Source organism: Micromonospora sp. NPDC051296, assembly GCF_040682255.1.
Taxonomy (GTDB): domain Bacteria; phylum Actinomycetota; class Actinomycetes; order Mycobacteriales; family Micromonosporaceae; genus Micromonospora; species Micromonospora craterilacus.
Genome location: NZ_JBFBAO010000349.1, coordinates 1 through 7,413, shown reverse-complemented (window position 1 = coordinate 7,413; position 7,413 = coordinate 1). Strand labels below are relative to the sequence as shown.

General features: G+C 74.6%; 8 protein-coding genes. All 8 read left to right on the top strand.

Features of this window, described 5'->3' with window-relative positions; all coding sequences use genetic code 11:
• Positions 1-136 precede the first annotated feature (136 nt).
• The 8 genes from AB0M52_RS27455 to aroB all read left to right on the top strand — a co-directional run bounded on the left by AB0M52_RS27455 (position 137) and on the right by aroB (position 7,266).
• Positions 137-1,387, top strand: a complete 1,251-nt coding sequence (locus AB0M52_RS27455; RefSeq protein WP_363959441.1) for a hypothetical protein — start codon at positions 137-139, stop codon at positions 1,385-1,387.
• Positions 1,388-1,591: 204 nt separating this feature from the next.
• On the top strand, positions 1,592-2,074 hold the full coding sequence (locus tag AB0M52_RS27450; protein ID WP_363959438.1) for a UDP-N-acetylglucosamine--LPS N-acetylglucosamine transferase: 483 nt from the start codon (positions 1,592-1,594) through the stop codon (positions 2,072-2,074).
• Between the two features lie 65 nt (positions 2,075-2,139).
• The gene (locus tag AB0M52_RS27445; protein ID WP_363959444.1) at positions 2,140-2,757 is read left to right on the top strand and encodes a glycosyltransferase; all 618 of its coding nucleotides are present in this window, start codon (positions 2,140-2,142) and stop codon (positions 2,755-2,757) included.
• Positions 2,754-3,674, top strand: a complete 921-nt coding sequence (locus AB0M52_RS27440) for a glycosyltransferase family 2 protein (RefSeq protein WP_363959436.1) — start codon at positions 2,754-2,756, stop codon at positions 3,672-3,674. The genes AB0M52_RS27445 and AB0M52_RS27440 overlap by 4 nt, the downstream gene beginning before the upstream one ends.
• Positions 3,675-3,732: 58 nt before the next feature.
• Positions 3,733-4,389: a class I SAM-dependent methyltransferase gene (locus tag AB0M52_RS27435; RefSeq protein ID WP_363959433.1), complete on the top strand. Its 657-nt coding sequence runs from the start codon at positions 3,733-3,735 to the stop codon at positions 4,387-4,389.
• A 94-nt stretch (positions 4,390-4,483) separates the two neighbouring features.
• Complete coding sequence (gene aroC / locus AB0M52_RS27430; protein ID WP_363959430.1) at positions 4,484-5,662, top strand: chorismate synthase; 1,179 nt, start codon at positions 4,484-4,486, stop codon at positions 5,660-5,662.
• On the top strand, positions 5,659-6,180 hold the full coding sequence (locus AB0M52_RS27425; RefSeq protein ID WP_363959427.1) for a shikimate kinase: 522 nt from the start codon (positions 5,659-5,661) through the stop codon (positions 6,178-6,180). Before aroC ends, AB0M52_RS27425 begins: the two co-directional genes overlap by 4 nt.
• A gap of 9 nt (positions 6,181-6,189) precedes the next feature.
• A complete protein-coding gene (gene aroB / locus AB0M52_RS27420; protein WP_363959425.1) occupies positions 6,190-7,266 on the top strand; it encodes a 3-dehydroquinate synthase in 1,077 nt (358 codons plus the stop codon).
• Positions 7,267-7,413 lie beyond the last annotated feature (147 nt).

Sequence of the window (7,413 nt, the reverse complement as noted above, 5' to 3'; positions counted from 1 at the left end):
GTCAGCTCCATCCGGTTGTTGCCTCATGGCGGCACGGAGCGAAGCGGAGTGCCGTCATGAGCGAGCGTCAGCGAGCGAATCGTCAGCTCAGTGCGGTGGTGCCTCATGGCGGCACGGAGCGAAGCGGAGTGCCGTCATGAGCTGGCCGGCCGACCCCCGCACCCGTGGCGACGGGCTGGGGTGGGTCACCCGGGCGGTCTTCGGTGACGAGCGCGTCGCGCTGGCCGTGGACGCCGGACCGCCGGCCGGGCACACCGTCGCGGCCCGCTACGCGGTCGTCCCGTCGGTCGCCCGGGCGCGGTTCCTGCTGCCGCTGGCCTCGCCCCGGGTCACGGCGGCGGCGCTGCTGGCGTACAACGCGTTGCGGCCGGTCAAGGTGCGGGCCGTGCGGGCCGTGCTCGGCCTGGCGGCCCGGGCCGGCGTCGTCGCCCGGGCACCATTTCCCGTCCTGACCGTCGCCGTGCCCACCGGGCTCGATCCCGCCGAGCTGCTGCTCGCCGACCGGGTGTCCGCCGTGCTCGGCGGTACGCCGACCCACGCGGCCTGCGGGGTGCGCCCGCCCGATCCGAACCACAAGCCGACGCTGCAACTGTTCGACGGCAGCGGCACGCCGCGCGGGTACGCGAAGGTCGGCTGGAACGACGCGACGCGGGCACTGGTGACCGGTGAGGCGGCGGTCCTGCGTGAACTGTCCCGGGTGGCCGGCGCGGCCGGGCATCCCGGCGCGCCCCGGCTGCTCACCGAGTTCGTCTGGACGGGGCAGGTGGTCGCGGTGATCGAGCCGCTGCCGGCGCGGGTCCGCGGGGTGCCGGCCGACGCGCCGCCCGACCTCGCGGCGCTGCTTGCCGTGGCCCGTCGGGGCGGCCCACCGGCCGAGCCCCGGCCGCTGACCGGCTCGCCGTTCCTGGCCCGGTTGACGGCCGAGGCGCGGCGGGCGGCCACCGGGGACGTCGCCGGTACCCGTGCGGTGGCGGCCGTCGCCGAGTTGGCTCGCCGGCACGGCGACACCGCCGTCGAGTTCGGGCACTGGCACGGGGACTGGGTGCCGTGGAACCTCGGCCGGTACGCCGGTGGCCTGGTCGCCTGGGACTGGGAGCACAGCGGACCGGACGTGCCCGTCGGGTTCGATCTGGCCCACGATGCCTTCCAACGTGCCGTGGTGCTGCGCGGCGCGCCGGTCGCCGCGGCGGTGGCCGAGGTCGTGGCGTGGCTGGCCCGCCACGGCAACGGATTGGGCCTGGACGCCCGGCGGTGGGGGTTGGTGGCCGACGCGTACCTGGTGGAGATGTGGCTGCGGACGTCGCGCCTGGCCGACGCCGGTGCCGGCTGGAACCGGACGCTGCATCCCGCGCTGTTGGACGTCATCGAGGAACGACACCGCGGCTGACGGGGGCCCCGACCCACCGCCCACGCCGGACGGTGATGAGACAACTCCTGGCGGTAATGGCTGGGGTGGTGGCCGCGCGGCCTGCCCTGCCGATCACGGACCGGGAGCGTATCATCAGCCGACCGTAGTCTTCGCTGGCCGGAAGGCATATGGTCTGCCGCTCCGTGGCGCCGACTAAATCCAAGCGAACGTGTAAGGAGTCGCGTGGGCGCGAAGATCAGGGAATCCGGGGATCAGCCGGTGCTGCTGCTGGTCGGATCCAGCGGTGGGCACCTGGCCCAGCTGCTGGCCCTGCGACCCTGGTACCAGACCTGGCGGCGGTGCTGGGTCACCTTCGACACACCCGAGGCGCTGTCGCTGCTCGCCGGCGAGGACGTCGTCCCGGCGTACCACCCGACCACCCGACACCTGCCCAACCTGCTGCGCAACGCGGTGCTGGCCGCCCGGGTGCTGCGCCGGCGGCGGGTCGCCGCGGTGGTCACCACCGGAGCGGGCGTGGCGTTACCGTTCGTCGTGCTCGCCCGGCTGCGGCACATCCCGACCGTGTACATCGAGGTCTACGACCGGATCGACACCCCCACGCTGACCGCCCGGCTGTGCCGCCCGTTCCTGTCGGCGATGCTCGTCCAGTGGGAGGAACAGCGCCGCCAGTACCCGGAGGCCACCGTCGTCGGGACCCTGCTTTGAGCGGGGACCGGCCCCGGACCGCGTCGGTGCGTTCCCGCGCCGCCCGGCCCGAGGCGGCGGCGCGGGTGCCGGCGCAGCGGGGCGCGCACCCCGACAGGCCGGCTCACCTGCTGGTCGCCGTCGGCACCGACAAACATCCCTTCGACCGGCTGGTCGCCTGGCTGCGGGCCTGGTACCCCGAGGTGGCCGGCGAGGTCGTGCTGACCGTCCAGCACGGACACACCCGGGCCGCCGGCCTGCCCGACGCGGTGCCGTTCCTCGGCCACGCCGAACTGCAGGCGGCGATGGCCCAGGCCGACCTGGTGGTCTGCCACGGCGGCCCGGCCACGATCCTGGAGGCCCGCCGGCACGGACACCTGCCGATCGTGGTGCCCCGCGACCCGACCCGGGGCGAGCACGTCGACGACCACCAGCAACTGTTCGCCCGCCGGCTCGGCGCGGCCGGCCTGGTCGCGCTCTGCGAATCCCGGCAGGACCTGCTGGCCGCGCTCGCCGCCGGCCTGGCCGACCGGTCACGGTTCACCGTGACCGTGGACACCGAGGCGACCGACGGGCAGCGGGCCGCGGTGCGCCGGGTCGGAGTGATCGTCGAGGAGCTGGTCGCCGCCGCCGCGCAGCGGCGCCACCGACCCTGGTGGCCGCCGTGGCGCGGCCAGGGCCCGAACGAGGGGCGGAACCCGTGACCGCGTACCCGAGGGTGAGCGCCGTGCTGCCCACCCGGGACCGCCCGGAGCTGCTGCGGGCCGCGGTACGCGCCGTCGTCGCGCAGGACTACCCCGGGCAGGTCGAGGCGGTCGTGGTGTACGACCAGTCCGACCCGGACCCGTCGCTCGGCCAGCTCTCCCGCCCCGGAAGACCGGTCCGGGTGGTGACCAACACCCGCACCCCGGGCCTGGCCGGCGCCCGCAACTCGGGCACCCTGGCCGCCACCGGCGACCTGGTGGCCTTCTGCGACGACGACGACGAATGGCTGCCCGGCAAGCTGGCCGCCCAGGTCGACGCCCTGGCCGCGGTGCCCGGCGCCGAGTTCGTCAGCTGCGGCATCCGGGTCAGCTACGACGGGCACACCGTCGAGCGGGTGCTGGAGCGCGACTCGATCAGCCTGGCCGACCTGCTGCGGGACCGGATGACCGAACTGCACCCGTCGACCTTCCTGATCCGGGCGGCGGCGCTGCGCGCCGGCTTCGGACTGGTCGACGAGGAGATCCCGGGCAGCTACGCCGAGGACTACGAGTTCCTGCTCCGGGCCGCCCGCAGCGCCCCGCTGGTCAACCTGCGCACCCCGTACGTGCTGGTGCGCTGGCACCGACGGTCGTACTTCGCCGAGCGGTGGGACACCATCGCCGAGGCGTTGCAGTGGCTGCTGGACCGCTATCCCGAGTTCGGCACCCAGCCGGCGGGGGAGGCGCGGGTCGCCGGGCAGATCGCCTTCGCGCGGGCCGCCTCCGGCGACCGGAGGGGTGCGGTGCGCTGGGCCCGGCGGACCATCCGCCGCAACCCGCGCGAGCCCCGGGCGTACCTGGCCCTGGCGGTGGCCGGGCGGGTGGTGCGGGCCGACGCGGTGCTGCGCACCCTGCACAAGCGGGGCCGGGGCATCTGACCGGGCCGCTCCCGCTTCGCAGCGGACTCATCAACCCCCAGCGAAGGGTCACCCCTCGATGGCACTTCACTCGCTCAGGTTCCGCCTCGTCGACTCGCCCACCTCGTACGGTGCCAAGCGGCGGGCCCGGCGCGCGGCCTGGCTGTCGAACACGTTCCCGGATCTGGCCGAGATGAGCGTGCTCGACCTCGGTGGGCGGGTCGGGAGCTGGGCCGGCCTTCCGGTCCGCCCGGCACGCGTGCACGTCGTCAACCTTGAGCCGCTGCCGTCGGAGCTGCCCGACTGGGCCGAAGCCGACCACGCCGACGCCTGCGAGCTGCCGGCGAAGATCCTGAGCCGGCGGTACGACCTGGTGTTCAGCAACAGCGTGCTGGAGCATGTCGGTGGGCACGAACGCCGCCGGCGGATGGCGGTGGCGATCCGCGAGTTGGCACCCGCGTACTGGGTTCAGACGCCCTACCGGTACTTCCCGATCGAACCGCACTGGGTGGCGCCCGGTATGCAGTTCCTGCCGGTGCCGGCGCGCGTGGTGGTCGCCCGGAGGTGGCCGCTCGCGTACACGCCGGGCAAGTCCTACGAGGCGGCGATGCGGCAGGTCCTGACCACCGAACTGATCGGCCGCGCGGAGCTGCGGTACCTCTTCCCGGACGCGAGCATCCGCAACGAGCGCCTGATGGGACTCACCAAGTCGATCATTGCGGTCAGGAAGCCGTAGCGGTTACCCCGGTCGTGTGCTCGGCCGTGTCCGCAGGGCGGGACGCGGCGGGCGGTGCGGGGCGGCGGACACCGGGCGTGACAGACTGGCCGCTGTGTTGCGCTGGTTGACCGCAGGGGAATCGCACGGACCCGCCCTCGTCGCGTTGCTGGAGGGGGTGCCCGCCGGGGTCGAGGTCACCTCCACCGAGATCACCGGGGAGTTGGCCCGTCGCCGGCTGGGCTACGGCCGGGGCGCCCGGATGTCCTTCGAGCAGGACGAGGTCGAGGTCATCGGCGGCCTGCGGCACGGCGCGACGCTGGGCAGCCCGGTCGCCATCCGGGTCGGCAACTCCGAGTGGCCCAAGTGGCGCACCGTGATGGCCGCCGACCCGGTCGACCCGGACGAGCTGGCCAGCCAGGCCCGCAACGCCCCGCTCACCCGCCCCCGGCCGGGCCACGCCGACCTGGCCGGCATGCAGAAGTACGGCCACACCGACGCCCGGCCGATCCTGGAGCGGGCCAGCGCGCGGGAGACCGCCGCCCGGGTGGCCGTCGGCACGGTGGCCAAGGCGCTGCTCCGCCAGGCGCTCGGCGTCGAGATCGTCTCGCATGTGGTCGAGCTGGGGCCGGTCGCGGTCAAGCCGGGGCTGCGCCCCCGCCCGGAGGACGCCGAGCGCATCGACGCCGACCCGCTGCGCTGCCTCGACCCGGAGGCCAGCGCCCGGATGGTCGCCGAGGTCGACGCCGCGAAGAAGGCCGCCGACACCCTCGGTGGCGTGGTCGAGGTGCTGGCGTACGGCGTCCCGCCCGGTCTGGGCAGCCACGTGCAGTGGGACCGCAAGCTCGACGCCCGGCTGGCCACCGCGCTGATGTCGATCCAGGCGATCAAGGGCGTGGAGATCGGCGACGGCTGGCAGCAGGCCCGGTCCCGGGGCTCCGAGGCGCACGACGAGATCATGCCGACCGCCACCGGCGTACGCCGGGTCACCGACCGGGCCGGTGGCCTGGAGGGGGGCATCACCACCGGTGAGCCGCTGCGGGTGAAGGCCGCGATGAAGCCGATCTCCTCGCTGAACCGGGCCCTGGCCACGGTGGACGTCACCACCGGCGAGCCGGCCACCGCGATCAACCAGCGCTCCGACGTCTGCGCGGTGCCCGCCGCCGCGGTGGTCGCCGAGGCGATGGTCGCGCTGGTGCTGGCCGAGGCGGCGGTGGAGAAGTTCGGCGGTGACTCGGTCGCCGAGATGCGGCGTAACCTGGCCGGCTACCTCGACGCGCTGGTGATCCGGTGACCGGTTCCGCCCGCCCGGTCTGTGTCCTGGTCGGTGCGCCCGGCTCGGGCAAGACCGTCGTCGGGCAGACCCTGGCGGCCACGCTCGGCGTCGAGTTCCGCGACACCGACACCGACATCGAGCAGCTCGCCGGCAAGCCGATCCCGGAGATCTTCGTCGACGAGGGGGAGGCTCACTTCCGTACCCTCGAACGGGCGGCGGTGGCCGCGGCGCTGGCCTCCCACTCGGGGGTGCTCGCCCTCGGCGGCGGCGCGGTGCTGGCCGAGGAGAGCCGCGCCGCGCTGGCCGGGCACCGGGTGGTGCACCTCTCCGTGGAACTGGCCGACGCGGTGAAGCGGGTCGGTCTCGGGGCCGGCCGGCCGCTGCTGGCGATCAACCCCCGGGCCACCCTCAAGTACCTGATGGACCAGCGTCGCCCGCTCTACGCCGAGGTGGCCACCGTCACCGTGGTCACCGACGGACGGACGCCGGAGGAGATCGCCGCCGAGATCGCGCAGCTGCTGCGCAAGGAGGGTTAGGTCCCGCCCATGAACGAGGTGACCCGGATCCCGGTCGGCGGCGAGCGGCCGTACGACGTGCTGGTCGGGCGTGACCTGCTCGACGCGCTGCCCGGCCTGCTGCCGGAGGCCACCCGGGTGGCGGTGCTGCACGCCGCGCCGCTGAAGGAGCTGGCCGACGCTATCGGCGTCCGGCTGAGCGCGGCCGGCATGGCGCCGCTGCCGATCGAGGTGCCCGACGCGGAGGCCGGCAAACACGTCGACGTGGCGGCGCAGTGCTGGGACCGGCTCGGCGAGGCCGGGTTCACCCGCACCGACGCGGTGGTCGGGCTGGGCGGGGGCGCGGTGACCGACCTGGCCGGGTTCGTGGCCGCCTGCTGGCTGCGCGGGGTGCGCTGGGTACCGGTGGCCACCTCCCTGTTGGGCATGGTCGACGCGGCGGTGGGCGGCAAGACCGGGATCAACACCGCGGCCGGCAAGAACCTCGTCGGTGCCTTCCATCCGCCGGTCGGGGTGCTGGCCGACCTCAGCACGCTGGACAGCCTGCCTCCGGTCGACCTGGCCGCCGGGCTGGCCGAGGTGGTCAAGTGCGGGTTCATCGCCGATCCGGTCATCCTCGACCTGGTCGAGCGGGATCCGGCGGCGGCGACCGACCCGACCGGGCCGGTCGCCCGGGAGCTGATCGAGCGGGCGATCCGGGTGAAGGCCGACGTGGTCGCCGGCGACCTGCGCGAGTCGGGGGTCCGGGAGGTGCTGAACTACGGGCACACCCTCGCCCACGCGATCGAGAAGGTCGAGGGGTACCGCTGGCGGCACGGCCACGCGGTCTCGGTCGGTCTGGTGTACGCCGCCGAGCTGGCCCGCCTGGCCGGTCGGCTGGACGCCGCCAGTGCCCGCCGGCACCGCGACGTGGTGACCGCGCTCGGCCTGCCCACCAGCTACCCGGCCGACGCCTGGCCCCGGCTGCTGGCCACCATGCGGGTCGACAAGAAGGCCCGGGGCAGCCGGCTGCGCTTCGTGGTGCTCGACGGGCTGGCCCGGCCGGCGATCCTGGAGGGTCCGGACGACGAGCTGCTGCACGCCGCGTACGGCGAGGTGGCTAGGTGAGCGCGAGGAGTGAGCCGGGTTTGCGAGCCCCGCAGCCGCGAACGAAAGGTGGCTAGGTGAGCGCGAGGAGTGAGCCGGGTTTGCGAGCCCCGCAGTCGCGAACGAAAGGTGGCTAGGCCCGGGATGCCTCAGGCGCCGGTCGGGCAC

Coding starts and splice junctions, on each gene's coding strand:
- AB0M52_RS27455 (WP_363959441.1), top strand. CDS start 137: ATGAGCTGGCCGGCCGACCCCCGCACCCGTGGCGACGGGCTGGGGTGG.
- AB0M52_RS27435 (WP_363959433.1), top strand. CDS start 3,733: ATGGCACTTCACTCGCTCAGGTTCCGCCTCGTCGACTCGCCCACCTCG.
- aroB (WP_363959425.1), top strand. CDS start 6,190: ATGAACGAGGTGACCCGGATCCCGGTCGGCGGCGAGCGGCCGTACGAC.